Origin of the sequence: Psychrobacter sp. NG27, assembly GCF_016106655.1 — a bacterium.
Lineage (GTDB): Bacteria > Pseudomonadota > Gammaproteobacteria > Pseudomonadales > Moraxellaceae > Psychrobacter.
In genome coordinates this window covers 1-26,634 of sequence record NZ_JADGIN010000010.1, presented here as the reverse complement: position 1 = coordinate 26,634, position 26,634 = coordinate 1, and the positions used below count along the sequence as shown (strand labels likewise).

Sequence of the window (26,634 nt, the reverse complement as noted above, 5' to 3'; positions counted from 1 at the left end):
TTGTTTGAGCGGCGTCACACAGCTTTACTCATTCTATCAGCTACTCTATAAGTCACCGATAAGGTCATACCATGACTGTGCAACTCTCTAATCTTGAACACCTGCCTAATTATCAAATTACTGAGCGCTTAGACGTGGTGTATGGCAGTACGGTACGCTCAAAGCATGTCGGCAAAGACTTGTTTGCTGGGCTAAAAAACATCGTCGGTGGTGAGCTGACCGCGTATACGGAGCTGTTAGAAGAGTCGCGCCAAGAAGCGATAGATCGCATGATTGTCAAAGCTGAAGCGCTCGGCGCTGATGCCGTTGTCGGTCTGCGTTTTTCGACCTCAAGTATCGCCCAAGGTGCCTCTGAGCTTTTTGTTTATGGGACGGCAGTCAAGGTCGCACCGATATCTCAACAGCCGTATCAAGCCCCACCAAGTGGTGGTCACGATCACTCCAGTCAAAACACAAATCCTCAAACCCAAGTCACACCCGATGACTTACCGCGTTTCAATCCTTTTGGCTAATCCTATAATCCTATAATCCTATAATCCTATAATCCTATAATCCTATAATCCTATAATCCTATAATCCTATAATCCTATAATCCTATAATCCTATAATCCTATAATCCTAAAAGCACCGATGCTTTTTATGATGAGAAACGTGCTATGAATGACTCACTCACGCAAATGCTCATCAATTATGGGCCGTTTGTTTGCTTATTTATTGTTGGTTGGTTTTTTGGGTCGCGCCATGAGCGTCAGCACTTAACGCAGCTGCGCGTGGCAGAGCAGGATCTGGGTGATATTACAGTCTCCAGCGAACGTTTATACCGTCCTAAGTTGGCAGCTGGTAGTGAAGGTGAGCTGGTACTTGGTAGCGTGGTGATTGCTCAAGACTACTTTAAAATGATTATCGCTCGTGTACTTAGTATCTTTGGCAAAAACCTAACCACCTACGAGACACTGCTAGATCGCGCGCGCCGTGAGGCCATCGTACGTATGCGCGCTGACGCAAAAGCCAAAGGCTACACGCATATTTATGGGTTACGCCTTGAAGTGACCAATATCAATCAATTAGGCAGCATGGTAGAAGCCATCGCTTACGGTACTGCCGTCATCAGTATTGACCACTCTCACACTACCTCTTCTATCAATCATCAAACCTCTCTTTAAATTGTTTTGAGCTTGTCTTCAAGTATAAAAATTCATAGTTGACTGACGAGTAGTCAAAAAAATCAAATACATACACTTTTACAGCGATATACTAAATTTTGCCGTTCCGTTATTATTTTGGTTCGTATGAACCCGTATTATCAAAGAATTGTCGTTCTAAAACACGATTGTGCGAAAGATGTATCATATAAAGAGCTGACAACGTCGGTGGCTTTTACCCAAGATATCAGCAGGATTGGCTGATTGAGCATTACGAAGTTGTTATAAACTTGCCCATGTAAGGGCGCTATCTACAAGGATGTAGTTATGGAAGGTGTGGAGTTAGTCACGTTTGTAAATTCAAAAGTCATTCCTATTAGTATCTTTTTGATTATGATGGGAATGGGTCTGTCGTTAGTCACCAATGATTTTAAGAGAGTCATCAAATACCCTAAAGCAGTCGCCATAGGACTAACCAATCAGCTGATATTCTTGCCACTGGTAGGCTTTTTCTTGGCAACCTCCATGTCCCTAGAGCCTGAGTATGCCGTTGGGGTTATGTTACTGGTATTGTGCCCTGGTGGCACGACATCAAATCTATTTACTTATTTGGCCAAAGGCGACGTCGCACTTTCAGTCACGATGACTGCTATTGCCAGTGTCATTACTGTCTTTACCATTCCTATCGTGCTTAGCTTTTCGCTCGTGTACTTCATGGGCGCGGGTAGTGAGTTTCAGTTGCCAGTGGTCAAGACTATGGTTAGCTTGATTGCTCTGACTATTCTGCCCGTTAGTATTGGTATGCTGATCAAACGCTATGCGCCTAACGCGGCAGATAAGGGACAGGTGATGGTGTCTCGTTTTGGCGTGATATTTTTGAGCTTCTTGGTACTTTTCTTAAGCTATGTACAACGAGATATTATCGTCGAAGCCTTGATCGCGACTGGCCCTGTCTCTTTGATATTGAACGTATCGACGATGGCACTTGGTTATTACACCAGTAAATGGTTCGGCCTAAACCCAGCTCAAAGAAGATCCATTACCATGGAAGTGGGCCTGCAAAACAGTACGCTTTCAATGTTTATGGCATTGACGCTATTGGCCAACTATAAAATGTCGATGACCCCTGCTATTTATACACTCATCATGTTCTTGACCGCAGGTATCATGGTCAGAGTATTTAGCGCTCAACACAATAAAGCCAAAAGAACCGAAGTTGAAAGCAGCGTGTTGGCAGCGCGTAGAATGTAATACACTCGATATATGAGTAGTGCACTGCTAAAAAAAGCCCATAACACCCTTTGACTGATGAAGGTTGTTGTGGGCTTTTGCGTTTATCGCTGTTTTTAGCCATTTTCAATCCATTTAGATTACCATCGATTGAATTGAGGACACGCTCTAGAATCGACGCCTATCCAATTTTGCTCTTGCCTCGGCGGCCTGTTCTTTTACTTTTTCGATTTCAAATAAGAACGTACGGTTTTTAAGTACCGCGACAAACACCACGCCACCGACTGTATTGCCCACCAGTACCACGACTAAAAACACTAAGTAGCGCCAGAGGCTGACAGTATTGCCATACAGTAACGCTGAAAACACTTCGATATTGCCTACGATACTGTGATGTAAACCCAAAAATCCGATACTGCCCGTAATGATGGTGACTAAAACAATGCGGCTCAGTGTATCGCGTGCCGAGGTCACAAGCCATGCGGTCACACCCATCATCCAACCTGCCAGTACGGCGCTACCAAATATCATCCACCACTCAAACCCCAAGATATGCTCGGCATAGACATCGATGGCATGGTCTGTAAACAGATGCATATGTAGCCCTAAGCCCACCATCAACGCGGCAAATAGACAGCCGCCAACGATATTGCCCGCAATCACTATGCCCCATAGACGCAGCAATTTGTGCAACGGTTCAATTTTATTTAAGACTGGCAAGCTCAAGAGGGAAGTCTGCTCTGTGAATAGTAGCGACTGACCAATGACCACGATAATAAAGCCGATCGGATACAGCAGGGATGACAGCACCATGGCATAGTGACTTGGTATTACCTCATTTAGAAGCGCAAACGCCGATAAAATCATAAAGAAGCTAATACCAATCTCAAGCCCAGCGGTAAAGGCACTAGTGAATAGTGAGCCAAGCGAGCGCTCAAACGTTTCTTTGGCATCCATGACTTGTTCGACTAAAATGCTGGCATAGCTTTTTGCATGACTCAAATTGTCATCATTGGCGACTTTTTTGATGGTTTCTTTGTCTTCATCACTGATTTCTTCTGGCAGATCATTATCTTTTAGGTCTTCAGTGGCTTTTGTCTCATTGGTGTTGTTATTAGCATTGTCACCGACGTTGTCATTAGAGTTGTCATTAGCATCGTCATCAACGTTGTTATTAGAACTGCTTTCTTGCTGGCCTTGTTTATGACTGTCATCCGCCAAATGCTCATCATCTGTAAATGAGGCTTGCGGGTCTTTTTGATGATTAGTCTGACTATCAATATCTTGGGGCACGGTAAGCTCACTGGTTAAGAGATAATAGTTTTGCTATATAGGATATGTCTAACGTAGAGACAGAAGCTATATTCTATCGCATGACGATCGCTGATTATGTTTAGCATCGAGCTAATTGCTGTTGTTAATTGATTAACAATTTGATTAAAAACTGCCTTCAGGCTTTATAAATTGCCTTACCATCTAACAAAATCTGCCTATCTGCGTTAAAATCACTGTATTCATGATTTTCCTAATTTTTATATTCGCTTTAATTCAATTAACTTTGATCACATTCAATCAATAAAAGATAATGCCATTATGAGTAACCACAACCTAACCGCCTCTATCCAAGCGGCCTTGAGCCAACTTGAAAACGCCTATAATCCTGCAGAAGTCGAAGCAGGCATGTATCAAGGCTGGGAAGAAAGCGGCTATTTTCAGCCGACTTTTGATAAAGACGAGTCATTTTCTATCGCACTACCACCGCCGAATGTCACTGGCTCGCTACACATGGGACATGGTTTTAACAACGCAATCATGGATGCGCTCACGCGTTATCACCGCATGGATGGTGACAACACGCTTTGGCAGCCGGGTACGGATCATGCAGGTATCGCGACCCAGATGGTCGTTGAGCGTCGCTTGGAGGCGCAAGGTATCAAGCGCCGTGATATGACGCGTGAAGACTTCATCGATAAAGTGTGGGAATGGAAAGAAGAGTCGGGCGGCAATATCACTAGCCAAATTCGCCGTTTGGGCAGCTCGGTTGACTGGTCACGTGAGCGTTTTACCATGGATGATGGTCTGTCCAATGCGGTAAAAGAAGTGTTCGTACGCCTGTTCGACGATGGCCTTATTTATCGTGGTAAGCGTCTGGTCAACTGGGATCCAAAGTTCCAAACCGCACTGTCAGATTTAGAAGTAGAAAACCACGACGAAAAAGGCAGCTTGTGGCATTTCCGCTATCATTTCACGGACACAGAGCTGCTGACTCAAGACGGTAAAAACTATCTGGTCGTCGCCACCACGCGTCCTGAGACTTTGCTTGGTGATACCGCTGTCGCCGTCAATCCGAGCGATGAGCGTTATGCGCACTTGGTCGGCAAAACGATTACCTTGCCAATCACTGGTCGCGTCGTGCCTATCGTCGCTGATGATTATGTCGAAAAAGACTTCGGTACGGGCTGCGTTAAAATAACTCCAGCGCATGATTTCAACGATTATGAATTGGGTCGTCGTCATAGCTTGCCACTCATCAATATCCTTGATGAGCGCGCCAATATCTTAGCATCGATGGAAGTGTATCCTGATTTGCAGACGCGTGAGCCAGAGCTAGAAACTACGCCTAGCGAATACGCAGGACTTGAGCGTTTTGCCGCACGTAAGTTCCTTGTAGCGCAGGCAGGCGAGCAGGGCTGGCTAGAAGATATCGAGGACTACGCACTAAAAGCCCCACGTGCTGAGCGTGGCGGTACGATCGTTGAGCCGTGGTTGACCGATCAGTGGTATGTCGCTGTCAAAGAGCTTGCCAAGCCTGCGATTGACGCGGTAGAAGACGGCAGCATCGAATTCGTCCCTGCGCAGTACAAAAACATGTATATGTCGTGGATGACCGATCTGCAAGACTGGTGTATCAGCCGTCAACTCTGGTGGGGACATCGTATCCCTGCATGGTATGACGATGCGACGGGTGAAATATATGTCGCCCGTGACGAAGCAGAAGTACGTAGCAAGTACAGTCTCAGTGACGATGTCGTATTGCGCCAAGATAATGACGTGCTCGATACATGGTTCAGCTCAGGTCTATGGACGTTCAGTACGCTTGACTGGGCAGACGTCAACGCCGATCCACGCGTGATGGACACTTTCCACCCAACCAGCGTGTTGGTGACAGGTTTTGACATTATCTTCTTTTGGGTTGCCCGCATGATCATGATGACCATGCACTTCGTGAAAAACGAAGACGGCACGCCGCAAGTACCGTTTAAGACTGTCTATGTGCATGGTCTGGTACGTGATGGCAATGGTCAAAAGATGTCAAAATCAAAAGGTAACGTTTTAGATCCGATTGACCTGATCGACGGTATTGATCTAGAGGCATTGGTTGAAAAACGCACCAGCAATATGATGAATCCAAAAGACGCGGCCAAAATCGAAAAGCAAACGCGTAAAGAGTTCCCAGAAGGCATCCCAGCCTTTGGTACGGATGCACTGCGCTTTACCTTTACCTCCCTTGCCAGTACTGGTCGCGATATCAACTTTGATCTAAAGCGTGTCGAAGGCTATCGTAACTTCTGTAATAAAATCTGGAATGCCAGCCGCTTTGTACTCATGAACTGTGTCGATAGCGAAGGTGCTGCCAAGCCTATCGACCAAGCGGCGAACCCTGACGTTTGGGAATTGCCAGAAAAATGGATCATGAGTCGTCTGAACTCTACCGTTGCCGATATCCATCAGCATTTCGCTCAATATCGTCTCGATATGGTCAGCCAAGATATCTATGAATTTATCTGGAATGAGTACTGTGATTGGTACGTTGAGCTTGCCAAAGCCAGTCTGAATGATGACTCGGTATCGGACGAACGCAAAGCGCAAATCCGCTATGTACTGCTGCACGTGCTAGAGACGGCGCTACGCTTTAGCCATCCAATCATGCCGTATCTGACCGAGCAAATTTGGCAGACGGTCGCACCACTACTGGGTCGCAAAAACACCGACAGCATCGTGGTCGCTGACTATCCAAAAACGGATGAGGCACAAATCAGTGAGCAAGTTGAGGCGGATATGGCGTGGCTACAAGAGCTAATCGCTAGCGTCCGTAACATCCGTGGTGAGATGAAACTGGGCAATGCGGTACGTCTGCCAGTGCTACTACAAAACATCTCTAGCGATGAAGATGCGCGTCTATCACGTATCAAAAACCAGTTCAAAGCGCTTGCCAAAGTTGAGAGCTTAGCGATCGTCAAAGAAGGCGATGAAGTGCCACTATCGTCATCAAGTATGGTCGGTCAGCTACGCGTACTCGTACCGATGAAAGGTCTGATCGATCCAACGGCTGAGCTGGCGCGTTTAGGTAAGTCATATGATAAGTTGAAAGGTCAATCCGAAGGCATCGCGCGTAAGCTGGGTAATGAAGGCTTTGTCAGTAAAGCACCTGCGGAAGTGGTCGATGCTGAGAAAGCGAAACTGGCTGAGTTAGAAGGGCAGTTGACCGCGATGGCGGCGCAGATGGAGCAGTTGAAAGCGTTGTAAAAAAAGCGTAAATATCTATAGTAATAAAAAACGCTGTCATGATTGTGATGGCGTTTTTTATTGCCTACTGGTTAGTTAACTAATTAATTCTTAGGCCTGAAAAAAACTCAATATTCGTATGCTATTATCTTGAGTTCTAATATTGATGTTTATCAAGGTAAATATATATGAAATGTGGAGTTGATGGCTGTGATAATCAGGCATTTCAAGATCTTGATGAATGTGCTCTACATTGTGACAAAGATTGTGTTCACGAAGATTCGATAAATAATGTCTTAAGCGAATTCAATAGGCTTCTAAATTTTTATATTCTTGATGAAGTTTTATCGCGATATATTCCCGATTCAGAAGATGAGCGTTATATAAAGGAAATAGCAAAGTATAGGAAAAACAATAAATGCCTTTATGAGTCAATGATATTTAGGGAGAAATTTTGTGAATATGAAATAGGCTTTCATGGAATTTCATTTCCAAGTATAACGCTAATTAACTATACAGAAACTTTGATAATTTTTAAAAATATATGGTTTGATAAATGTGTATTCTATGTGAAATTTTTTAATCTAAAGTCTACGGGAGTTTTTTTTGAGCAATGTGTTTTTAAATGTGAGATATACATCGAGCCAGCAGCTTTATTCTTATTAAAGAAAAATTCTATTTTTTATCAATGTGTATTTGAAGATAAAGTGTACATAGGTCGTGAAGGTAGATATAAATATACTTTTGGTGAGAGCTTGTTCTCAGGTTGTGTGTTTGAGAACTTTATTAAATTTAAAAATGCGATTCTTAAGAAGGAACCTTTTTTAGATATAGATGAAAGAAAACTGAAATTATCTACTCTACAGATATGTGACTGCAATTTCGATGGAGGATTTAAATTAAATAGTACACATATCTCGTATCTTTGGATTGAAAATACAAATTTTTTGATAGGATTTTGGATGCTGAAAGCCAATGTCACTACCTTAAATTGTACAAATGTAGTCATAGATGGCATGTTTGATGCTTCTAATAGTTCATTTGTTCGAGCAAAATTTAACAGGACTAAGTTTCTTGATGTAGCAGATTTCGAGGAAGTTAAGTTTGGCAAAGCAGATGGAGAGTTCTTAGAGTCTGACGAGCATACAACTCAATTTAAATATGTAACTTTCGTGAATGCTTCAAATTTTAAGAACACTAGTTTTTTCTATAGTTTAGATTTCGAGAATGTGGACTTAAGAGAACAACCCAATTTCTTAAAGTCAAATATCAACCCTCACAATACTAATCGAGAGACATTTAGAATTATAAAGTATTCATTTGATTCTAGAGGGAATACTCTTGAAGCAAATAGGTTTTTTGTTCAAGAGATGAAAGCATTTAAAAATGAGTTGAAGGAAGAAGGCGGTTTCTGGGATAAGTTAGTATATAACGTGAATGATCTAATATCTGAGTTCGGCAGAAATTATATAAGACCTATTATTTGGCTAATAGCTAGCCTAATTTTATATACGACCTTACTATATTTTCATGATTGGTACTTCGATAGTCACAATTATTTTATTCATCCTTGGTTTAATACTCTTTCAGTTTACGCTAATAGTGCTGCAAGAAATTTTTTACCTTTGAGTAGGTTTTTGGAATCTAAAAGTGGGTTTGAGTTTGTCAGCTTATTGTTTTACATTTGGTTTGGCATACTGATCTGGCAAATTGTTGTAGCAATTAAAAGACATACACAACGTTAAGGAACACCATGAACCATCTTACCGTCGGACAACGTGCGCCTCTAAGCAACCTTGCTATTGATGATACCGCACCTATCACGCTCAAGTTCACTCGCCAAAGCCCAATAGAGATGGATATCAGCTGCTTTGCCTTAGACGCAGCGGGCAAACTGATCAATGATGATTACATGGTGTTTTATAATCAGCCAACCTCACCGTGCGGTCAAATCAAGCTCACCCATTACGAGTCGCAGCCAACGGCGAATAAAAGCATCCAAGCCGAGTTTGCAGTGAATTTATCCAAACTGGCTGCGAATATAGACAGCTTGTTTTTTGTGTTATCAGCCGACACGCCGCTCAATCAAATTCAATCGCTAGAGATTGGCATTTGGCAGCAATCACAAAAGGCACAGGCAGCGTATCAAGCAGCAGACTTCGCCCAGCAGCAAGCCAGTATGCTGATGCAGCTTTATCGTAAGAGTGGCGTTTGGCGAGTATCCAACGTCGCGCAAGGCTTTAATGGAGGACTTGCCGCCATCGTGCAGCATTTCGGTGGCGATGTAGAAGAGGGCAGCTCGACAGCAGCAGCGCCGACCGCAGCGCCAGTTCAAACAAAACCATCGTTAGAGAAGGTCATGCTAGACAAAGCGCCAAAACTGGTCAATCTGGCCAAAAAAGCCACCATATCGCTTGAGAAACGCCAATTGCAGCAATTAACCGCAAAAGTAGCACTGGTGCTAGACGCCTCAGGCTCAATGAACAGACAGTACAAAAAAGGCCGCGTGCAAGAGGTAGTCAACCGCATATTGCCATTGGCAGTGAGCTTCGATGACGACCAAGCGCTAGACTGCTGGGCGTTTGCCCGAGATCCGCAGTATTTGGGCGAGATTGGGCTGAGCAACTATGACGGTTTCATTGACAACGCTCATGGCGGCTGGCGCAAATGGGCACTTGGCCCGCGCATTAACAATGAAGCAGAGGTCATGAAGGCCGTGACGGAGTTTTATCAAAAAGACGGCTTGGATGTGCCTATTTACGTGCTATTTATCAGTGATGGCGGGGTGAATGATAATCGCGGTATCACGAGAGTCATGACGGATGCCGCGAAACTACCGATATTTTGGCAATTCGTGGGCTTGGGTGGTCGTGGTTATGGCATCCTAAAAAAACTAGACGACATGGCAGGGCGCGTGATTGATAATTGCGACTTCTTTGAACTCGATGATTTGGATGACATTAGCGAAGAAGCCTTGTATGAGAATATGCTAGAAGAGTTCCCAATGTGGCTGAAAGAAGCCAAGCAACTTGGTATAGTCGTTCCACTATAAAAGTATGACTGCGTTAACCTCGCTTGAAGTATTTAATATACGTTTACATTTGGTTGCCTTGTACTACTTTTAAATTGAATCGTCTATATCGTGCAGCAATAATTTTATTATTCTATTATCGTTGACTAAGTATGACTGGCTAATTATCACTGACTAAAAAACCGCCATAGCAAATACTAGGGCGGTTTTTTATGGTTCAAAATATCTTAACTTCTAAAATGTCTACAGTGCCCAAAGAGACTGATACTGATCATCAGTCAACGTCACGATATCGATTTCGGCTAGCATCTCGCGCAGTTCTTCCCACTTACTTGCATCAGGCTTAATTGGTGTGATCAATCTACCTAGCGTGTTTTCAATGATGGCATCCATCAGCGTATCGGCTTCGGTTTTACTATAGTCGTAATACATACGGTGCGCAGCGTCTGGATTATTTTTACAAAGTTCCGTCATTTGGTTGGTCACTTGGATAAAGGTATCTATCGCTTCTTTTTTCGCGCTATAGATCTCATCCGTCGTGAGAATCTCTAACGCTGAAAAGTTAGGATAAGGTGACAGATGCTGATCGATAAACTCGAAGTCCAACCCTTCATGAGTCGCTTCAACGCCTTCAAAGTTATAAAAGCACAGCCATGCACCATCGAGGCTTGGGTCTTCTTGCATATTTTTTATATGATAAAAATCTTTTTGCACAAAGGTCACATTATCACGGCTGATACTGAAGCCATTTTTCTTGGCATAGCGAGCTAATATCTCAAAGCCAATACGATTGGTTTTTTCTTCAGCAGCAGGTGTAAAGATACGGATAGGCTGATTGTTTTTTAGCTTTTCCATGCTGGCGCGTTGCATCAATATGCCGCCATCGGTCTCAAAAAAGCAGCCCAGTGCACGTAAGTTAGGCGCGTAATGCTCAAACAGATGGATAGGCTCATTGACATGCAGATCGATGCTTTGGTTCTGTAATTCCGCAAAACCATCATAATGATCATCTGGCTCGATAATGGTGATATCAAGCCCTGCTTGCTCATATGCGCCCGTCGTTACGCCAGCGATAAAGGGCAGGTGATCAGGGTTTAAAAACCATTCGAGGGTCAGAGTAAGTTTGGTGGTCGGCTGCATATTTGTTTCCTTTTTGATTATGGAAAACAATCAGACTGATACTATTAAGGTAAAGCAAGAAAGGCCAAATAAGAAAAGTAAGGTCTCGATACTAACTTTCAGATGCTCGGCGTTTGATATGGTTATTACCTGTGCATCATCTATAGACTGCTCTTATTTATAGACCTCTGAGGGCGTGTCACGCTTGTTTCCTACGTCAGTGCTAACTGCTTCAGGTTCACGGGTGTGTCTCAGCGATGATGTGGGCTGTATTTACAGCATTAAATCAAAGCACCCCGACAAGATTGGTAGGTATTACATTATTCTTGATTGATACTCGCCATCATAGACGACACATAAGTCATGACGCAAGTCTGTTGATAATAACTAATAACGATGACAGGTCATGAAATAGTACTCAACATGCCTTACTGAGACTTAACAACCACTGTTCGGTATGAGTGTTAAGTAGCAAGTTTTTAGTAAGCCAAAGATATTTAGCGCCAACACTTACCCAATGACTAACCAAACATACCTATCAATAGCAAAAACCTCATATAAATAGTCTTGTACAATTTTTACTGATATTGCATGCTTAGTTACTTAAACAGGTAGCTGTTGTATACAGCGTTTAAGGCTACTTACCTCAACCACTGTATCGTCCAACGACATCACTTATATGACTCATAATAAAAAAGCGTTTTATCACAGACCCAAGACCAATCAATCCAAAAGCCCAATGCTGCGTTGGACGTTTTTGACGCTTGGCTGGATATTTTTTATCTTAGGCATTATTGGTATATTATTACCCGTGATGCCTACGGCGCCTTTTATCCTATTGGCAGCAGGTTGCTGGGCGCGTAGCTCTCGGCGCTTTCATTTTTGGCTGATCAATCATAAATACTTTGGCAAATTCGTCCGTGATTGGGAAAACAATCATGCCGTTCCGCTATATGCCAAGTGTTTGGCAACCATAATGATGGCCGCATCGACAATTATGTTGTTTTATCGTTTGCCTGCCGATACGATGTGGGTGGCATGGCTGGTAGCCGCTGTCTGTAGTGGGGTAGCGGTGTATTTGTTCCGTTTACCGAATGCCTAAAATCGTTGCAATTTGCGCCAAAATCGGTCAATAAATGGCTTCTGTTACACGAAAAGTCAGATAAGACTTGCGATACTAGGATGTACCCCTTATAATACGCCCAAGCTTAAGAGCAGTTCTGCACCAAATCATTACCTCGTAGTATTAGTTATAATCCTTCGTTTTAATATTTATCGTTCAGTAGCTATTTGCAAGCGTTACCGGTCACTAGGCCATTAATAAATTTAAAAGTAGGATTATCAATATGTCAGATACTCAAAAAGGTACAGTTAAGTGGTTCAACGAAGCTAAAGGCTTTGGTTTTATCGCTCCAGAAACTGGCGCAGACGTTTTTGCTCATTACAGCGAAATCACTGGTTCAGGTTTCAAAACTTTGGCTGAAGGCCAAGAAGTTGAGTTCACTGTAACTCAAGGCCAAAAAGGCCCACAAGCACATAACATCGTTGCTATCTAATTTGTCTTTATAGACAGATAGATGAATAGATGTAAAAAAGCGAACCTTCGGGTTCGTTTTTTTTCGTCTGCGATTTAGTATCTAAGACATTGGTATTAGAATTAGTGACAGCCTTATATAAAAGGCTTAAGCCAATCATACTAGACAAAACGACAGATAAAAAAACACCTCCGACTATTTGTATAGCCGGAGGTGTTTTTTTTATTAAGTAGTGATGTAAGCAGCTAAAAAGGGACAGTCGGTTTATTATATAAAGCTAATGCCAATATTGATCAGACCACCGCCCAGTATTAACCAACCAAACATAACTGCTCCTAGTATGAGAGGTCTAACGCCAGCTTGCTTAATGGCACTCAAATGAGTCGTCAGGCCTAGTGCAAACATAGCCATCGTCAGTAACACATCATCTAGCATCACCATACTGCGTACGATACTCTCAGACATCGGCACCCAAGTATGTATCAACACAATGCCGATAAATATAAACGCGAACCATGGCACTTTGACTTGTTTGACGCGGGTCATAAATGATGTTGTCTCGTTTTTACTGCTCTTATCTTCTATAGTGGCATTATCTACGGTGCTATCTTTGGTTAGCGCAAACGATAACACAAGCAGGAAAGGCGCGAGCATCATGACGCGTATCATCTTGGTCACGACTGCGGTATCGCCAATCTCAGTATTAATTGCATTACCTGCGACTACAACTTGTGCTACTTCATGTACGGTTGAGCCAGTATACATGCCGTACTGCTGGGCGCTTAGCCAAGGTTGTAACCAACCAAGATGATATAAAAAAGGGTACAGCAGCATCGCGATAGTGCCAAAAACGACCACAGTCGCCACGGCAATGGTGACTTTATGAGCTTGCGCATTGACGACTGGCTCTGCGGCAATGACGGCAGCAGCCCCGCAAATACTTGCGCCTGAGCCAATCAAAATAACCGTTTCTTTATCGACTTTTAACCATCTAGTACCCAACCAATAGGTCAGCAAAAAGGTCGACGTCAGTACCAGAGCATCAGTCATAATCGCTGGCATACCGACGCTCGCAACTTGCGTCATGGTCAGCTTAAACCCATAAAACATAATCGCAAGTCGCAAGATTTGACCTTTTGCAAAGCAAACGCCACCGTTTAAACGTTCAGCGAATTTGGGATAAATGGTATTGCCCAAAATCATACCCAGCAAAATCGCTAGCGTTAAAGAGGATAAGCCGACGATACGTCCGTTTGACCATACATCTAAACTGCTATCCAACCATAAGCAAAACAAACTACCAATCAGAACGACTACCAATCCCGCTAAGTGACGGTGATTGGGGGTATAGTTATGAACGGAGTTGCTGACTGATTGGACGAATGTTTGCATGATGCGGCATCCTATTACTGATATTAAGATAAGCATAAGCTTATAAATAGACAGTATATGCCCGCTACATTTATAATAAAAACAGATTAGTAAGATATAAACTATCGATTTTTTAGGTTAAATTTTGTTGTAGAGATAGATATACGCGCATGAGCAGCGAAAAAAGACACACAGTGAATAAGGCAGGCTAAAAACTGACATAAGACCATATAAGGCAACATCGATAACATGAAAAAATCAGTGCAGACAGTGCCAAAGATTACACTTAAGCAGCTTGCTGTTTTTGTTAGTATTTATCAGACAGGTAGCACCAGTCGCGCTAGTGAGGAGCTACATTTATCACAATCAGCAGTCAGCAGCGCACTGACAGAGTTAGAGTCTAGACTACAGATGCCACTGTTTGAGCGTGTCGGTCGCCGGCTCAATCAGCATCCCAATGCTCATCCGATTTATATACAGGCACAGGCTATCTTGGGTCAGTCGCTCACGCTAGAGCATTATCATCAGTATCAAGCAGGACAAATTCATATCGGTGCTAGTACCACTATCGGTAATTATGTGCTGCCATCATTACTTGGTAAACTATATGAGGCGCTGCCCGATGCCAATGTCGATATGTATATTGCCAATACGCAAGAGGTAGTGAGCGAGGTTGAGCAATTGAATATTGATATCGCGTTGGTAGAAGGGATGCCGCGTCCGGTAGATATGAAAGTTATTGAGCAGCGCGAATGGCGCACCGATACGCTGATGATATTTGCCAAGCGTGATAGCAAGTGGCTAAAGAATGTGGCTACCTATAGCCAAGATAAGGACTGCTATCAGCTGACCATTCATCAGCTATCGCAGTTGCCGTTACTGGTGCGTGAAGCAGGGTCGGGCACACGGCAGATTATCGATGAGCAATTGCTTAAGTATCTACCCAATGCAGAAGTGGTAAAGGCGATACATCAGTCCGAAGCCATTAAGCATATGGTGAGTGCAGATATTGGTCTTGGTTGTCTATCACAGCATGTGATTGAGACAGAACTGACGACAGGTGAGCTGGTACAAGTGAACGTGGCGGGGATTGATCTATCACGCACATGGTGGCTGGTCTGGCATAAAGCCCGTCACCAAAGCCCGATTTGGCAAACCTTTATAGATATTATTCAACAAGGTTAAACGATAAGTCTAAAAATTATTAGCCACAAAAAAGCGCAGCGTTGAAATTTACGCTGCGCTTTTCTGTTTAGGATATGCTTTAGATAATATAAGACAATCAAAGCATATTTTTATGCTGAAACAGGCTTGTCCAGTCTCACTACAAAGCTATCGCAAGGTACATTAGGCAGGATATTATCCGCAGTTGCGCCACTGATCCATGCAGCGATACCAGTACGCTTATGACGACCGATGACCAATAGGTCGACATCGTGTTTATGACAGTAGCTGACGATACCTTCACTGCTAGAGATAGCAGTTGTGACTTCTGACGTTGCTGCATTTAGCTGATTGCGTTCAAGGAACTGCGCCAGCTTTGCGCGCGCTTCTTGGCAGCGTTCATCATCAATCTCATCATAAAGGCTAGAGGCTGGTACCAGCTCATAGCCAAAGCCAACCATGGTGTCTTTGACAATATGCAAAACTGATAGCTTAGAGCCTGGACGGTTTTCGACGATGCGCTTGGCCTTTTGTGCGACTATATCTGCATCAGAGAGTAAGTCGGTGACCAGTAAAATATGTTCGTAACTCATAGCGTCTTCCTCATGTCAGATAGTATTTACTATAGCACTACTCTAGGGCGCTGTTAAGTAAAGCTTGTCGTCTTTAGTAGCTGATTAGAGAGATGCCAATTATTCTGAGACAGGCCGATCAAGCTTCACCACTAAGCTGTCGCAAGGGGCATTTGGCAATATACTATCAGCAGTCGCACCCACTAACCACGCGGCAATGCCATGGCGCTCATGGCGTCCAATGATAAGTAAGTCGACGTCTTTTTCACGGCAGTAGTTAATGATACCTTTACTATTAGAGATGGCAGCGGTTACCTCAGAGTTCATCACTTCTAGCTCGTTACGTGCGAGGAATTGCGCCAGTCTAGCCCGTGCTTCTTGCCACTTTTCACTATCGACATCACCCGAGAGACTAGAGGCAGGCACGAGTTCATAACCAAAGCGTACCATATCATCTTCAACGATATGCAAGACGGACAGTCTGGCTTCAGGGGAGCCTGCGAGGATACGCTTGGTTTTTAGCGCCACTGTGTCCGCATCGGATAGTAAGTCAGTGACCAGTAAAACGTGTTGGTAGCTCATAAGGTGTTCCACTCCTGTTAGTAGTTAACTTTATAGTAACAGGAGTGGAACACCTTTGTTAAGCGATAAATCCATAATAAAATTGTGGATATAGGTGAATTTGTAACTATAAGGCTTTAATGGCTACCCGCGTAGATTACTGTGTGGTGGATTATTACATGGTTGCTGACTTGACTTATCGATGTCACAGCCCCACTAATAGCGCTAAGCCAACTCTTTTTTAGCCAATTTATTACTCTATTTTCCCTACTAGTCAGGGCACTATACGCATAATAAGCGATAAGGATAACTATGACGGACACGCCATTTACTGCTGATTTAACGCTGCATCCAGCATTTGAGCTGATTGAGCATCGCCATATTGAGGCGCTATCGATGGATGTGCTGATCAGTCAGCATGTAAAAACAGGAGCGATGCATTATCATCTGGCACACCCAAGTGATGAAAATGCGTTTTTGGTCGGTTTTCGCACCCAGCCAATGGACTCAAAAGGCGAGGCACACGTCTTAGAGCACGTGGCGTTATGTGGCTCGAACAAGTTCCCAGTACGTGATCCGTTCTTTTCGATGATTAAACGTTCATTAAACACGTTTATGAATGCGATGACTGCAGCCGATTGGACGGCCTATCCGTACGCGACGCAAAACAAAAACGACTACTTTAACTTGCTTGCTGTGTATCTTGATGCATCATTTTTCCCGAATATCCATCCGCTCGATTTTGCCCAAGAAGGCATTCGCGTGGAGCTTGATGAAAATGACAAGCCACAGTTTAAAGGTATCGTTTTTAATGAGATGAAAGGCGCCATGAGTGGCGAGATTGACCAGTTATATCATACGGTTGCTCATCATCTGTTCCCAACGACGACCTATCATTATAATTCAGGCGGCGATCCTGCCGATATTCCTGACTTGACGCACACTGAGCTGACCGAGTTTCACCAGAGCCATTATCATCCGTCAAACAGTGTGATCATGAGCTTCGGTAATATTCCTGTTGCCGAGACGCAAGCGAAAATACATGAAGATGCCTTGATTCAGTTTGAAGCAGGCAAAAAGCATGTATCGCGTCCAGAACAGCGTTTGTCTGCACCAATCAGCGCAGTAGATACGTACACTGCTGATGAAGCGTGCCCAGATCAGACGCATCATGTGGTTGCTTGGTTACTACCATCGATTACCGATCCTAAGCAGCGCTTAGCGTTACGTTTGTTAGAGGGCGTATTGATTGAGCATGCAGGCTCGCCATTGCGTGCTTATCTTGACAGCCATCCACTGGGTAAAGCGCCAAGTCCGCTATTGGGACTTGATGACAGTCATTATGAGATGGTCTTTTATACAGGACTGCGCGGTTCTAACCCTGAACATGCCGAAGCGGTCGAGCAGGGTATTATCGACTTGCTGACCGAAGTGGCTAATTCACCGGTTGATGATGAGACAATCGAAACCATTCTGCATCAGATTGAGATTGATCAGCGTCACATCGGCGGCGATAGCATTCCTTATGGTCTAAACCTCATGCTAGAGGGCTTTAGTACCGCCATTCATGATGGCAACCCTATCGACGTCTGGGAAGTAGATGAGCATCTACAATGGCTACGCGAGCAAGTCGTCGATCCACAGTGGCTACCGAACTTGATTAAAACGCACCTGTTGGACAATCAGCATCGCGTACGCGTAACGATGACCCCTGATAGCGAAAAAACAGCCCGTTTGGCAGCAGCTGAGCAGACACGTTTAGATACTATCGCGATGGATTTGACTGCTGATGACAAAGCTATTTTGAAGCAACAAGCTTTAGATTTGGCTGCACGTCAAGCTGCGCCAGATGATTTGAGCTTATTACCAAAGGTAGGTCTAGAAGACGTACCAACCGATATCAGCTTTAAAGAAGGTGCGCAAAAGCAGGTGCGTTTGAGCGGGCAAGACAGCACGCTATTTGAGTATGAAGCGGGCACCAATGGCATTTATTACTATCAAGTTATCATACCGCTGACCGATGCGATTGGTAATGCGAACGCAGATGCGCTACCAGTCAATGATGTGATCAATCATCCATTGCTGCCTATCTATTTAAGTCTACTGTCTGAGCTAGGTACTGACTCGCTTAGCGCTCATGAGATGCAGGCCAAGCAGGCCGCGCATTCTTCTGGGGTGACCGCTCGTATTAGTCAGCGTACCAACGTCGATGACAGCCAAGAGATTAGCAGTTATTTCGTTGTGGCAACGCGTGCGCTGAATCGCAAACCTGAAGCGATTGATTTGCTCAAAGAAGTGATGGAGCACAGTATCTTTTCTGAGCATGACCGTATCAAAGAAATTTTGCAACAGCGTCAAGCAGGTTGGCAGTCAAACCTAGCGGGTTCAGGGCATTCTTATGCCATGCAAACGGCCAGTCGCGGCATGAGTCGCCAAGCACAGCTAGAGTATGTGCGCAGCGGTCTACCAGCATTGAATGCGCTCAAAGACTTCTTGACGCATGCCAGTACGGATGATGCTCAGTGGGATCAATTGGCTACGAGCTTGATGGACTTACATCAACGTCTCATCAGCTTGCCTAAGCATGCCGTTATCATCTGTGAAGCAGAGCAAACCGAACGCTTAAGTAGCTTAATCGTTGATAGCTGGAAAGACAGCCAAGCGATGACAGCTTCTAATGATTTAGCGAATGCGGAAGCAAATGTCCCAAGTGAATTTGCCAATCTGCAATTAGATACAGCCTTAAATGGTGTGACTGATACGGTTAAAGCGTTAGAGAGTGGCGACGATGTTAAAAACGACGTGCTCGAGGTTGCAGATCTGGCATGGCTAGTACCAACCAACGTCTATCATAATGCCAGTGCTTATACCGTGCCTGCTGCTGATCATCCTGATACCGCTGCACTCATGGTATTAGCGCCTTACTTACGTAATGGCTATTTGCACAGTGCTATTCGTGAGCGCGGCGGTGCCTATGGTGGCGGCGCAGGTTACGATGCCAACGCTTGTGCCTTTAAGTTCTTTAGCTATCGTGATCCACAGTGTGCTGAGACCTTTGCTCACTTTGATGCCAGTATCGAGTGGATATTGAACGAACCACAAACCGATGAGCAGTTGGAAGAAGCTATCCTAGGTATTATCTCAGGTATGGATAAGCCAGGCTCTCCTGCAGGCGAGGCGATCAAAGCGTGCTTTGCGAATTTGCATCATCGCGGTGTCGATTGGCAGCGTAAAATGCGTGCTGCTATCCTAGCCGTGACGATCGATGACTTGCAGCGTGTTGCCAAACAGTACCTGCAAGGACAAAATCACGTACGTGCGGTATTAGCACCTTATGACAAAGAAGAGGCGGTAAAAAGCCTAGGCTTTGAAGTATGTAGAATCAAGAGCTAAGACAATTAGGTTTGTTTTTGATTAGAAGTTGAGCACAAAAAAGCCAAGCATTATGCTTGGCTTTTTGCGGTTAGGTAATTGACTAATATCGCTTGATACTCAGATCTTTGCCAATTTTATCCTGATGAATCGGGAAGTCAGACAATTCATCAAACTGCTTACGATCAGCAAAGTAGCTTTTCAAAGTACGGCGAATGGCTTCAAAGGCCAGCTTATCCCATGGGATATCTTCTTCGCTAAACAGGGCGCATTCGAGGCTTTCTGAGCCGGTCCCATAGGCGCCATCTTTTAGATCGGCCAGATAGATAGAGTAGATCTGTCCAATATCTGGTAAGTCATAAATGCAGTATAGATGCGGGTTTATCACGGTAGCATCGGCTTCTTCGTAGCTCTCGCGTGCGGCACCTTCAGCCATGGTCTCGCCGTTTTCCATAAATCCTGCAGGTATGGTCCATAGACCGTATTGAGGCTCGATAGCACGGCGGCACAGTAATACTCTATCCTCGTGTACAACTAACGAACCACAGATAACTTTTGGGTTTTCGTAGTGGATATAGTGGCAATTTGGGCACACCAAGCGCGGCATATTGTCTGTAGGTGGGATTTTTCGTTCTGCTTCATGACCGCATTGGAGACAATAGCTCATATCGACTACCTTATTAGAAAAGTTATTATGCATGGTAATTTTTGTAGGCTATGAAGCCCGTACTTTGAGAGGCTGCTATAGTCAAGTCTATATAAATCCGCTACATCGTCATCCTCGCTAAGCATACTAATGTATAACTTGCACTCGGTTTCCTTGTATCGAAATTATATTGAACTGACTATAGTCAAATTCATATAAATTCGCTACGTCGCCACCCTTACAAGCCATACTAATGTATCGCTTGCACTCAGTTACCTTGTATCGAAATTATGCGAACTCAACTATCTATAAGAGATTATTATAAGAAACCGCTGTGGTCTTAAGATAGCACATATTATTGGCATACAGAATCAGGATAACAGTAACGTATCATTTTACTAATAAACTAAATGTGGTCTGTTATAAATAACACTATCCAGCATTGCCAAGTAGTGAGTCAGTCACATAAATAGCATGCAGCTGGCATGAGATTACGCTAGTCTAGTGAGACAGGGGCAGCACTCAACTGCCTTGTAGCAGTTTTAGACTTCTTTGATTATATACTCATAAAAAACAGCCCGAATAAGAGAAAAGGGTGGCCAACCATCTTGCTTAGTGTGCATACATTGGATGAAGGAAAAGCTGTCATCTAAAATTAAATCCGCAAACAATACTTTTGATAACGCTTGATAATGACAAAAATATAGGGCAATTACAATGTTACTCCTTCCAGAGGCTGTAAGCTTCGATAACCTATCAGTCGCTGTACCCACTTTTATTCGCCATCCTACGCTCAGAAAATTGGCTGAGCGAGTGCAACATGAGACCTTAAATACACTGACGAGTCCTGCGATGTACGAGACTAATGACACCTCGTACAGCACGCGTATCTTGGATAGTTTGTATCAGACGCCGATTGCTGATGCCTCAATACTGGTCGCGATTACCAATGAACGCAAGCCTAAGCTTCTATTGACGCGGCGTGCGGCACACATGAACAGCCATGCGGGTGAAGTATCTTGTGCAGGTGGTAAACATGAGGTTGGTGATGGTAATAACGTCGTCACTGCGTTACGTGAAGCCTGTGAAGAGACGGCACTACCACCTAATAAAGTTCAGCTTCTTGGGCAGCTGCCGATCCAAACCTCTAAAAGTGGCATGAGCGTACGCCCAATCGTCGCACTCATTGCCCCAGGTCTGGTGTTAGTTCCAGAGGCAGGAGAGATATCGCGTATATTTTGGGCAGATTTTGAGTCGCTGGTGACGCAGCCAACGGTTGAGTATGAAGTTGAATACACAATGCAGGAGCAGGCAGCAACTATCTTTACACCGAGCTGGCAAGTCGATGGTGAGACAGTGTGGGGACTAACAGGACGTGTGATTGCTAACCTATTAGAAACTGGATTTGATCGACAGCTAGAGTGGTACTACCGCGTAGAAAACAAACGCTGATAAATGTCATCTACTTATAATATAGTCGATGCAATTGAAAAGTAGTACAAGGCAACCGAGTGTAGATGTATATGTGATACTTCAAACGAGGTTAACGCAGTAATGCTTTTATAGTGGAATGACTATGGTCATCTACTTATAATAATCATCGTTCTTTTTCAGCCACCAGTTCATATTGTCTTGGCGCTGAGCACGAAAGGCTTCTAGTTTTTCAGCAATAGTTTTATTGTGCTGCCGTGCGGTATCAAGCGCAAAAAGAATCGGCACAGAAGACAATACACCAAATCGTATCTTTGACTTTGGCAAATCCAACCCATCACCAATATCATCACCGACCAAGGTGCGAGTGACACTGGCGTTGACCATCTCAACAAAACGACCACGGCGATTGTCTTCGCCCATCAGTTGACGTGGCAAGTCGTGCAAGGCTTTTGCCAGTGGTTGCCCCATCTTAAAATCTAGCTGCTGAATCGATAGGTACGTATACAGCCACTCCCAGCATGCCGCTTCATCTTTTGGCAGACGATCTAAATCAACGCCCATCCAATAGCTGGCCAGATTCCATAAATGTAAGATGCCCTCGGCTTCCTCACTACTGATACGCGCGCCCAGCAGTCGTAAGCCGCGCATAATCAATAAGGAGAACTGTAAGTGGGTGGCAATCATATCAGTCTGATTAATAGGCACACCCCAGTAGTCAGTATTCCAGCTGCCATCAAGATTGTGGTGCTGATCAGCGCTTGGTATCACGCCTGTCGCTGAATTGCCCTTACCTTTGAGCAAATTCTGCCGTACGAGAGTATGTATCTGACGTACTTTGATAGACTGTTGCCAGCCTTCAGAGCCAATGGCCAATACTTGATCGATAGATTTGCGCTGATTACGCGTGCCCATATCTGAGTGTGGATGCTCAGACACCGCCAATATATAAGCATAAGTACGCATGAGCCGTGGTAGCGCATCGTGCATCAATGCACCCGTCTGAATGAGTGGCAGTGATAGGGCAGGGATGCTATAACCGGCCATCAGCGCGACATTACGCAGTAGCCAAATCAGCATGAGTGGATAGCGTCGATAAGCGACTGCACCGATTTGAGCAAGCTTAGGGTCAAACCAATCGGGATGACTGCTAAATTGCTCGGTTAGTGCGCTAAAGGATGGGTTGCTAGCAAGGTCGTTATCTGAGTCGCCTGCAATAATGAGCTGCTGTAAGGGCTTTGCAAAACGGATATTTTCAGCGGCCAATGCATCTGCGAGCGGGTCACCGATATCGTAGCCTGCGACCATCTCTTCTAGCAGCGCAGGTGAGATAGCAAAATCTTTTGGCAGCAGATAACGTTTAATCCGCCTCAAAACCTGTAGATCACTGTGGTCATCGATGGCAGTGGTGCGTCCGTGGCGCTGATAAGAAGCCAGTAATGGAGGATGGTTATTGCCAGTAGAGGTACTTGCTGTATTGGTGGTTTTCTTATCCATGTTATCAAGTACCTTTTTAATTAAACACCCTTATGCTTAAACGCTAGGATAGTATCCGTACTGTGGCTGGGATTTATACTAATTACTGATACGAGCAAATAGATGAATCCAATTGCTTTTGAGTAGATTGGATGCGCCGCTTTGTCTGACGAATCTCATCAGAGAGTGAGAGCAGTCTGGCACGGGCTTCTTTTTCATTAGCAAAGTCTAGCATCGCGCCACCTTCGAGCTTATTAAATTCTGATTGATAAGTGTCTAACAGGCGTTTGTCTTCATCCAATTGACTGTCCAGCTTATAGTAATCGAGACCTTGCTGATTGGCTTTTTGCAGCACACGGGCGTTAGCGACAGGACAGACAGTGTTTAACTGACGGCCACGCCTGCCAACGTTATAAGCATTATTAACAGTACAGTACTGCTTAAGCCCACTCTGACGACCATGCTCCCATGCCTGATAATCAGGGGTAACGCCGGCTTTGGCACAAGCTTTGTTATGAGAGGCCAGACGGTCTGAGTGGTAACCTGCGACGCCATCGTTGTAGCCAATGGTTTGCCAGTCACCGATCGTACTTGTTTAGAGAGCGTGGCACAGCCTGACAGTAGATAGACACTGCCAATAATAGACAGTCCTAAGGCAAGCTGACGCATGACATGATGTACAGAGCGGTACATAGCGATTCCCTGTGGCCAATGTTATCAATGAATACCAATCAATTTACGCTGATGGTCTATTCTGATTAAGCTAAGCCCATATTTTCTACCAAGCAACTCAGCAGTATTTTGGTAGATAATAAAAAGCGACTTATAAGCGTAGTGCTCATAAGTCGCTCGTTTTGACATTAATGAGAGCGGGTCAAATCAACGGATGTGCCACTGGCATTATCTTTCAAGCTCACCTTGAGCATGATGTAACCGGCGATACCTGAAACAATTGAACCCATGATGATGCCTAAGCGCTCATCAAACATGGTCGCCTCGCCAGCGAACGCTAAGCCGCCAATGAACAAGCTCATGGTAAAACCAACCCCACACAATAGCGCTGCGCCATATATTTGCTTGTAGTCCATGCCTTTTGGCATGGTTGAGATACCAAGCTTGAAGATTAACCAGCACATGAACATCACGCCCAACTGCTTACCGATGAACAGACCTGCAGCGATACCTAGCGGCACTGAGTGGAATAGCTCAGCCATGCCTGCACCCTCTAAAGAGATGCCCGAGTTGGCAAAGGCAAATAGGGGCAAAATACCAAATGCCACCGAGTTGTGTAAATCGTGCTCTAGCTCTTCAAGCGGAGAGTGCTCAGGATCAGTACGGTCAAACATCGGTATAAACAGCGCTAGCACCACACCGGCTAAAGTGGCATGAATGCCTGACTTGAGCACGGCAATCCACATAATCAGACCAATCAACAGATAAGGCGTGATATTGGTGACGTTACGACGATTAAGAACATATAAGAACGGCAAACATAGGCCAGCCACGGCTAGTGACTCTAATGACAGCTCACTGGTATAAAACAAAGCGATGATCAAAATGGCGCCGATATCATCAAAAATCGCAATAGAGACCAAAAATACTTTTAGAGAATTGGGTACACGATTACCGAGTAAGCTTAAGATACCAAGGGCAAAAGCAATGTCCGTTGCGGCAGGGATGGCCCACCCTTTCCAAAACTCAGGCTCATTGTAGTTAAAGAGTAGATAAACAACTGCTGGCATGATCATACCGCCGAGTGCTGCACCAGCTGGCAAGATGATTTGTTTGACGTTAGACAGCTCGCCAATCAGTACTTCGCGCTTGAGCTCTAGCCCGACCAAGAAAAAGAAAACGGCCATCAGACCGTCATTGATCCAGTGGTGAGCATCTTTGGCAATCGCGAACTCACCAATTTGAATGGAGACAGGCGCGTGAATAAAACCTTCGTACCATACGTTGAGAGGGGAGTTAGCAATGATCATTGCAGCAATGGCAGCCAAGGCTAAAACGATACCGCCCGCTGCTTCAAACTCAAAAAACGCCTTAATCCTTCGTATTGCCATATCATCCCCGTTTGCTAAATATAATTCACTAAATCATTCAATAACTTCAAATGTCTATCTCGCTGTTTGTATCACGATAGCAGATAGACCCTAACAGTTTCTCATACTCTTATTAATATAAACAACAAAATACGTTGAGCGAAGACCATGCGCTCGCTTTTTTATATCAATAACAGCAATATTATAAAGGGGATATGAAGGTCAATACAGTTGTAAGTCGTTAAATCTTTTTTAAAAAATATTTTTTGTGCACAAGTGTTGGTATTTTTCTCGATAAATCTGGCAAACTTTATGATGTTTTTGGCGCTTTTGTCTTTATAATGACCGAGGCTTGATGTCATCATAGTCGATTAACTAGGTAGCAGTTTTTGGGTCTATAACAATTATAATCTGGCCTCGCTAATAAAATGCTAGCCAATACTATGTAGTCTAATTAACAATGACATCGTAGCTTCTTTTCTAATTCTTATTCTTTTTTATTACAACATCTTGCAGGTCAGGGTCATGGATTTATCATTCTCGTTAGAGGTTATTTTAATGCTCACTGCGGTGGCGGCATTGGCAGGGTTTATTGATGCGATCGCTGGTGGCGGCGGATTATTGACCATACCAGCCATGCTGTTGGCCAATATCCCACCCGTATTGACACTGGGCACCAACAAGCTCCAAGCAGCTTCAGGGGCATTAGCGGCATCTATCACTATGATTAGAAAAGGTGTCGTCAAACCGCAACGTATAAAGGTGGCCATTATTGCGGCTTTTATTGGTTCAGTCATAGGTACGATTGCGGTGCAGATGTCGCCACCAGATTTGCTAGAAAGGCTGATTCCATTTTTGATCGCAGCGATTGGTCTCTATACGTTATTTGCCCCTAGGCTTGGTGAAGTAGAAGCGGCACCGCGCATCTCAGAGAGCAAGTGGCAAAAAGTAGTGGCACCTTTAATTGGTTTTTATGATGGTTATATTGGCCCAGGTACTGGTATGTTTTTTGCGCTTGGTAACGTAGCATTGCGTGGTCGCCAGATCATTGAAGCGACAGGCGCGGCAAAGGTGTTGAACCTATCGACCAATATTGGCTCACTGATATTCTTTATTTTGGGTGGTAATGTACTGTGGAAAGTGGGACTGGCGATGATGGTGGGACAAACCATCGGTGCATATTTTGGCTCGCATATGGTGGTCAAAGGCGGCAGTAAGCTGATTCGTCCAATGATTGTATTGGTGTGTTTTGCCATGTTGACCAAATACGTATTTGGTTAATATAGTCAGCGAACTACTAAAATATTGAAACCCTTGAATACAGACCATATAAATATAAATCATAAAAAACCCCAGCCTTGAACTGACCCCCAAATGTTGGACGGTTTAAGTTTATTTCAAGGACTGAGTTCTGTATTGCACAGGACTCAGTCCTT

21 protein-coding genes, 1 pseudogene and 1 riboswitch are annotated in these 26,634 nt (G+C 44.2%); of the genes and pseudogenes, 12 read left to right on the top strand and 10 right to left on the bottom strand.

The genetic code is table 11. From position 1 onward, the window contains the following. Positions 1 to 71: 71 nt before the first annotated feature. The 3 genes from IP485_RS12370 to IP485_RS12360 all read left to right on the top strand — a co-directional run bounded on the left by IP485_RS12370 (position 72) and on the right by IP485_RS12360 (position 2,393). Complete coding sequence (locus IP485_RS12370; RefSeq protein WP_198327464.1) at positions 72 to 512, top strand: YbjQ family protein; 441 nt, start codon at positions 72 to 74, stop codon at positions 510 to 512. Between the two features lie 144 nt (positions 513 to 656). Then, on the top strand, positions 657 to 1,163 hold the full coding sequence (locus IP485_RS12365; protein WP_198327463.1) for a YbjQ family protein: 507 nt from the start codon (positions 657 to 659) through the stop codon (positions 1,161 to 1,163). 306 nt (positions 1,164 to 1,469) lie between these two features. Continuing rightward, complete coding sequence (locus tag IP485_RS12360; RefSeq protein ID WP_198327462.1) at positions 1,470 to 2,393, top strand: bile acid:sodium symporter family protein; 924 nt, start codon at positions 1,470 to 1,472, stop codon at positions 2,391 to 2,393. Between the two features lie 147 nt (positions 2,394 to 2,540). Here IP485_RS12360 and IP485_RS12355 read toward each other — a convergent pair whose 3' ends face one another. Next, positions 2,541 to 3,665 carry a formate/nitrite transporter family protein gene (locus tag IP485_RS12355; protein WP_320159137.1) on the bottom strand — a complete coding sequence of 375 codons (1,125 nt, stop codon included), beginning with the start codon at positions 3,663 to 3,665 and terminating at the stop codon, positions 2,541 to 2,543. 300 nt (positions 3,666 to 3,965) lie between these two features. On the opposite strand from IP485_RS12355, the gene IP485_RS12350 reads away from it, so the two are divergent. From IP485_RS12350 to IP485_RS12340, 3 genes are all read left to right on the top strand, one after another. Further along, positions 3,966 to 6,899 (top strand): valine--tRNA ligase, encoded by a 2,934-nt coding sequence (locus IP485_RS12350; protein WP_198327461.1) that lies wholly within the window; start codon positions 3,966 to 3,968, stop codon positions 6,897 to 6,899. Positions 6,900 to 7,066: 167 nt separating this feature from the next. Beyond that, positions 7,067 to 8,623: a hypothetical protein gene (locus tag IP485_RS12345; RefSeq protein WP_198327460.1), complete on the top strand. Its 1,557-nt coding sequence runs from the start codon at positions 7,067 to 7,069 to the stop codon at positions 8,621 to 8,623. A gap of 8 nt (positions 8,624 to 8,631) precedes the next feature. Next, complete coding sequence (locus IP485_RS12340; RefSeq protein WP_198327459.1) at positions 8,632 to 9,930, top strand: VWA domain-containing protein; 1,299 nt, start codon at positions 8,632 to 8,634, stop codon at positions 9,928 to 9,930. Positions 9,931 to 10,152: 222 nt separating this feature from the next. On the opposite strand, the gene IP485_RS12335 is transcribed toward IP485_RS12340, so the two are convergent. Beyond that, positions 10,153 to 11,049 (bottom strand): ABC transporter substrate-binding protein, encoded by an 897-nt coding sequence (locus IP485_RS12335; RefSeq protein WP_198327458.1) that lies wholly within the window; start codon positions 11,047 to 11,049, stop codon positions 10,153 to 10,155. Positions 11,050 to 11,220: 171 nt separating this feature from the next. Beyond that, a riboswitch (TPP riboswitch) is annotated at positions 11,221 to 11,337 on the bottom strand. Positions 11,338 to 11,707: 370 nt separating this feature from the next. Between IP485_RS12335 and IP485_RS12330 the strand changes: the two genes are divergently transcribed. Together IP485_RS12330 and IP485_RS12325 are read left to right on the top strand one after the other, a co-directional pair. After that, positions 11,708 to 12,130 carry a YbaN family protein gene (locus IP485_RS12330; RefSeq protein WP_194364583.1) on the top strand — a complete coding sequence of 141 codons (423 nt, stop codon included), beginning with the start codon at positions 11,708 to 11,710 and terminating at the stop codon, positions 12,128 to 12,130. 244 nt (positions 12,131 to 12,374) lie between these two features. Continuing rightward, on the top strand, positions 12,375 to 12,584 hold the full coding sequence (locus IP485_RS12325) for a cold-shock protein (protein WP_010201661.1): 210 nt from the start codon (positions 12,375 to 12,377) through the stop codon (positions 12,582 to 12,584). A 246-nt stretch (positions 12,585 to 12,830) separates the two neighbouring features. Here the strand turns inward: IP485_RS12325 and IP485_RS12320 are convergent, their stop codons facing one another. Then, entirely contained in the window at positions 12,831 to 13,955 is a 1,125-nt protein-coding gene (locus IP485_RS12320) for a YeiH family protein (RefSeq protein ID WP_198327457.1), read from the bottom strand. A gap of 228 nt (positions 13,956 to 14,183) precedes the next feature. On the opposite strand from IP485_RS12320, the gene IP485_RS12315 reads away from it, so the two are divergent. Continuing rightward, the gene (locus tag IP485_RS12315; protein ID WP_198327456.1) at positions 14,184 to 15,119 is read left to right on the top strand and encodes a LysR substrate-binding domain-containing protein; all 936 of its coding nucleotides are present in this window, start codon (positions 14,184 to 14,186) and stop codon (positions 15,117 to 15,119) included. Between the two features lie 110 nt (positions 15,120 to 15,229). On the opposite strand, the gene IP485_RS12310 is transcribed toward IP485_RS12315, so the two are convergent. Continuing rightward, positions 15,230 to 15,691, bottom strand: coding sequence for a universal stress protein (locus IP485_RS12310; protein ID WP_057761630.1), 462 nt, complete (start codon positions 15,689 to 15,691; stop codon positions 15,230 to 15,232). 99 nt (positions 15,692 to 15,790) lie between these two features. Next, positions 15,791 to 16,252: a universal stress protein gene (locus IP485_RS12305; RefSeq protein WP_198327455.1), complete on the bottom strand. Its 462-nt coding sequence runs from the start codon at positions 16,250 to 16,252 to the stop codon at positions 15,791 to 15,793. 291 nt (positions 16,253 to 16,543) lie between these two features. On the opposite strand from IP485_RS12305, the gene IP485_RS12300 reads away from it, so the two are divergent. Further along, positions 16,544 to 19,624, top strand: coding sequence for an insulinase family protein (locus IP485_RS12300; RefSeq protein ID WP_198327454.1), 3,081 nt, complete (start codon positions 16,544 to 16,546; stop codon positions 19,622 to 19,624). A gap of 82 nt (positions 19,625 to 19,706) precedes the next feature. Here the strand turns inward: IP485_RS12300 and IP485_RS12295 are convergent, their stop codons facing one another. Further along, positions 19,707 to 20,270, bottom strand: coding sequence for an NUDIX hydrolase (locus tag IP485_RS12295; RefSeq protein ID WP_198327453.1), 564 nt, complete (start codon positions 20,268 to 20,270; stop codon positions 19,707 to 19,709). Between the two features lie 831 nt (positions 20,271 to 21,101). On the opposite strand from IP485_RS12295, the gene IP485_RS12290 reads away from it, so the two are divergent. Then, on the top strand, positions 21,102 to 21,701 hold the full coding sequence (locus tag IP485_RS12290; protein ID WP_413787032.1) for an NUDIX hydrolase: 600 nt from the start codon (positions 21,102 to 21,104) through the stop codon (positions 21,699 to 21,701). A 132-nt stretch (positions 21,702 to 21,833) separates the two neighbouring features. On the opposite strand, the gene IP485_RS12285 is transcribed toward IP485_RS12290, so the two are convergent. The 4 genes and pseudogenes from IP485_RS12285 to nhaA form a co-directional block, all read right to left on the bottom strand. After that, a complete protein-coding gene (locus IP485_RS12285; RefSeq protein WP_198327451.1) occupies positions 21,834 to 23,177 on the bottom strand; it encodes an oxygenase MpaB family protein in 1,344 nt (447 codons plus the stop codon). 82 nt (positions 23,178 to 23,259) lie between these two features. Continuing rightward, on the bottom strand, positions 23,260 to 23,511 hold the full coding sequence (locus IP485_RS13900) for a hypothetical protein (protein ID WP_265090952.1): 252 nt from the start codon (positions 23,509 to 23,511) through the stop codon (positions 23,260 to 23,262). A gap of 30 nt (positions 23,512 to 23,541) precedes the next feature. Further along, positions 23,542 to 23,682: pseudogene (locus IP485_RS13995) on the bottom strand (DUF2799 domain-containing protein); the annotation flags it as partial. Positions 23,683 to 24,016: 334 nt separating this feature from the next. Beyond that, positions 24,017 to 25,219: a Na+/H+ antiporter NhaA gene (gene nhaA, locus IP485_RS12275; protein WP_194364592.1), complete on the bottom strand. Its 1,203-nt coding sequence runs from the start codon at positions 25,217 to 25,219 to the stop codon at positions 24,017 to 24,019. Between the two features lie 504 nt (positions 25,220 to 25,723). Here nhaA and IP485_RS12270 point away from each other — a divergent pair. Next, positions 25,724 to 26,479 (top strand): TSUP family transporter, encoded by a 756-nt coding sequence (locus tag IP485_RS12270; protein WP_197176481.1) that lies wholly within the window; start codon positions 25,724 to 25,726, stop codon positions 26,477 to 26,479. The last annotated feature ends 155 nt before the right edge of the window (positions 26,480 to 26,634 follow it).

What these genes read in the sequence shown, in the direction of transcription:
- IP485_RS12345 (WP_198327460.1), top strand. Translation starts at nt 7,067, where the DNA reads ATGAAATGTGGAGTTGATGGCTGTGATAATCAGGCATTTCAAGATCTT.
- nhaA (WP_194364592.1), bottom strand. Translation starts at nt 25,219, where the DNA reads ATGGCAATACGAAGGATTAAGGCGTTTTTTGAGTTTGAAGCAGCGGGC.
- IP485_RS12370 (WP_198327464.1), top strand. Translation starts at nt 72, where the DNA reads ATGACTGTGCAACTCTCTAATCTTGAACACCTGCCTAATTATCAAATT.
- IP485_RS12325 (WP_010201661.1), top strand. Translation starts at nt 12,375, where the DNA reads ATGTCAGATACTCAAAAAGGTACAGTTAAGTGGTTCAACGAAGCTAAA.
- IP485_RS12270 (WP_197176481.1), top strand. Translation starts at nt 25,724, where the DNA reads ATGGATTTATCATTCTCGTTAGAGGTTATTTTAATGCTCACTGCGGTG.
- IP485_RS12285 (WP_198327451.1), bottom strand. Translation starts at nt 23,177, where the DNA reads ATGGATAAGAAAACCACCAATACAGCAAGTACCTCTACTGGCAATAAC.
- IP485_RS12310 (WP_057761630.1), bottom strand. Translation starts at nt 15,691, where the DNA reads ATGAGTTACGAACATATTTTACTGGTCACCGACTTACTCTCTGATGCA.
- IP485_RS12300 (WP_198327454.1), top strand. Translation starts at nt 16,544, where the DNA reads ATGACGGACACGCCATTTACTGCTGATTTAACGCTGCATCCAGCATTT.
- IP485_RS12295 (WP_198327453.1), bottom strand. Translation starts at nt 20,270, where the DNA reads ATGAGCTATTGTCTCCAATGCGGTCATGAAGCAGAACGAAAAATCCCA.
- IP485_RS12320 (WP_198327457.1), bottom strand. Translation starts at nt 13,955, where the DNA reads ATGCAAACATTCGTCCAATCAGTCAGCAACTCCGTTCATAACTATACC.
- IP485_RS12290 (WP_413787032.1), top strand. Translation starts at nt 21,102, where the DNA reads ATGTACGAGACTAATGACACCTCGTACAGCACGCGTATCTTGGATAGT.
- IP485_RS12340 (WP_198327459.1), top strand. Translation starts at nt 8,632, where the DNA reads ATGAACCATCTTACCGTCGGACAACGTGCGCCTCTAAGCAACCTTGCT.
- IP485_RS12335 (WP_198327458.1), bottom strand. Translation starts at nt 11,049, where the DNA reads ATGCAGCCGACCACCAAACTTACTCTGACCCTCGAATGGTTTTTAAAC.
- IP485_RS12365 (WP_198327463.1), top strand. Translation starts at nt 657, where the DNA reads ATGAATGACTCACTCACGCAAATGCTCATCAATTATGGGCCGTTTGTT.
- IP485_RS12305 (WP_198327455.1), bottom strand. Translation starts at nt 16,252, where the DNA reads ATGAGCTACCAACACGTTTTACTGGTCACTGACTTACTATCCGATGCG.
- IP485_RS12330 (WP_194364583.1), top strand. Translation starts at nt 11,708, where the DNA reads ATGACTCATAATAAAAAAGCGTTTTATCACAGACCCAAGACCAATCAA.
- IP485_RS12315 (WP_198327456.1), top strand. Translation starts at nt 14,184, where the DNA reads ATGAAAAAATCAGTGCAGACAGTGCCAAAGATTACACTTAAGCAGCTT.
- IP485_RS12360 (WP_198327462.1), top strand. Translation starts at nt 1,470, where the DNA reads ATGGAAGGTGTGGAGTTAGTCACGTTTGTAAATTCAAAAGTCATTCCT.
- IP485_RS12350 (WP_198327461.1), top strand. Translation starts at nt 3,966, where the DNA reads ATGAGTAACCACAACCTAACCGCCTCTATCCAAGCGGCCTTGAGCCAA.